Annotated in this window: 2 protein-coding genes; both read left to right on the top strand. The window is 32.6% G+C overall.

Going from position 1 to position 1962, the window contains the following annotated elements:
* Positions 1–40: 40 nt before the first annotated feature.
* A complete protein-coding gene (locus SIN01_RS14550; RefSeq protein ID WP_141306167.1) occupies positions 41–664 on the top strand; it encodes an IS607 family transposase in 624 nt (207 codons plus the stop codon).
* Positions 627–1808 carry an RNA-guided endonuclease InsQ/TnpB family protein gene (locus tag SIN01_RS14545; protein WP_010026129.1) on the top strand — a complete coding sequence of 394 codons (1182 nt, stop codon included), beginning with the start codon at positions 627–629 and terminating at the stop codon, positions 1806–1808. The genes SIN01_RS14550 and SIN01_RS14545 overlap by 38 nt, the downstream gene beginning before the upstream one ends.
* The last annotated feature ends 154 nt before the right edge of the window (positions 1809–1962 follow it).

The following is a 1962-nucleotide window of genomic DNA, read 5'->3' as shown; positions in this document are numbered from 1 at the left end:
TACAAAAGTGATAATATATAGACACAAAGGAGTTGTCTATATAAAATTGTATAAGCCAAAAGATTTTGCTGAAATGTTGGGTGTGTCAGTCAAAACATTACAAAGATGGGACAATGAAGGTAAATTAATTGCCAAACGAAATCCAAAAAATAGACGATATTACACTCACAAACAATATGTAGACTACGTTGGAGAGTCTAATAAAGGAAAAGTTATCATTTATGCAAGAGTTTCCTCTGCTGGACAGAAAGACGATCTCGCCAACCAGGTTGAATTTTTAAAACAATACGCTAATTCGAAAGGAATTATTGTTGACGATATATTTACAGACATTGGGTCGGGGTTGAACTATAATCGTAAAAAATGGAATAAAATACTTCAAGATGCAATGCTAGGTAATATATCGATTGTTATCGTTGCCCATAAAGATAGATTTATACGCTTTGGCTATGATTGGTTTCAAAAATTTTTAGAATCAAATGGTGTTAAAATTATTGTCGTAAAAAATGAAAAGCTGTCTCCACAAGAAGAGTTGGTTCAAGATTTAATTAGTATTATTCACGTATTTAGTTGTAGAATATATGGGTTAAGAAAATATAAGAAAAAAATTAAGGAGGATGATGAAGTTGCTCAAGGCTTACAAAACGGAAATCAATCCCACTGAACAGCAAATTTTCATCATCCGTAAAACAATGGGAACAGGACGATATGTATACAATCTTTTTTTGAGTATTAATCGTTGGCGTTATGAATGTGGTTACTGCTATCTTAATGCCTATGCGTTTTCTAAATGGCTAAACAACACTTATCTAAAAGAAAATACCAAAGAAATGTGGATTAAATCTGTTCACGCTAAATCAGTTAAACAATCAATTATTAACGCCGATCAAGCCATGAAAAAGTTTTTTAAACATCAAGCCGGTTTCCCTAAATATAAGTCACGTAAAAAAGATTGGGGTTCATTCTATTTTTTCAAAAATGGTTCGAAACAATTTATTGATTGTGAACGCCATAGAATTAAAATCCCTACTCTGGGATGGATACGTATTAAAGAAAAAGGCTATTTTCCTACTGACAATAAGCTGAATGTAATTAAAAACGGGACAATTAGCGAAAAAGCTGGGAGATATTATCTGAGTATTCTTGTTGAACAGTCTGAAACAATAAAACAAGATAACAGCAAAGAACCAATTGGTATTGATTTAGGTGTAAAAGAGTTTGCTGTATTCAGCACGGGAGAAATGAAACCCAGTATTAATAGAATTAAAAAAATCAAAAAACTAGAAAAGAAATTAAAACGAGAACAACGATCTTTTTCACGAAAGGTCTTATCGTTTCAGGCAAGACAAAATAAAACGAAAAGAGGTGAAACTGCTACTAAATTCAACCTAGAGAAGCAAAAGTTAAGAGTGCAAAAATTCCATCAAAAATTATCTAATATTCGAGTTGATCATCATAAGAAAATAGTCAATGAGTTGGTGAGAGCCAAGCCATCTTATATTGCTATTGAAGATTTGAATGTTAGAGGAATGATAAAGAATAGACATTTGGCTCGATCAGTTGCTCAACAAGGATTTTTTGACTTTAGAGTGAGATTAACAAACAAATGCAAAGAATTTGGTATTCCATTACACATTGTAGATAGATATGAACCAAGTTCAAAAATATGTCATCATTGCGGGCATAAAAAAGTTGATCTCAGACTATCTGATAGAATCTATACTTGTGACAACTGTGATAGCACAACTGATCGAGATTATAATGCTGCTCTTAACATTAGAGATACTCAAAACTTTAAATTAGCATAATAAAAGCAGTTTAAAGTATGTACCGTGGGCTACACGGGAATTAACGACTGTGGACTGTTATTTGACCCTGTAGTAGTGAGTAGTTGGCGAGGCAGAACAGGATGAAGCAGTAAAACTCTAGGATGTATACATTTGTATATGTTTTTAGTAGCAG

Source organism: Sporolactobacillus inulinus, assembly GCF_006539285.1.
Taxonomy (GTDB): Bacteria; Bacillota; Bacilli; order Bacillales; family Sporolactobacillaceae; genus Sporolactobacillus; species Sporolactobacillus inulinus.
Note: the sequence above shows the minus strand (reverse complement) of the source record. Positions and strands in the feature narration are given on the sequence as shown.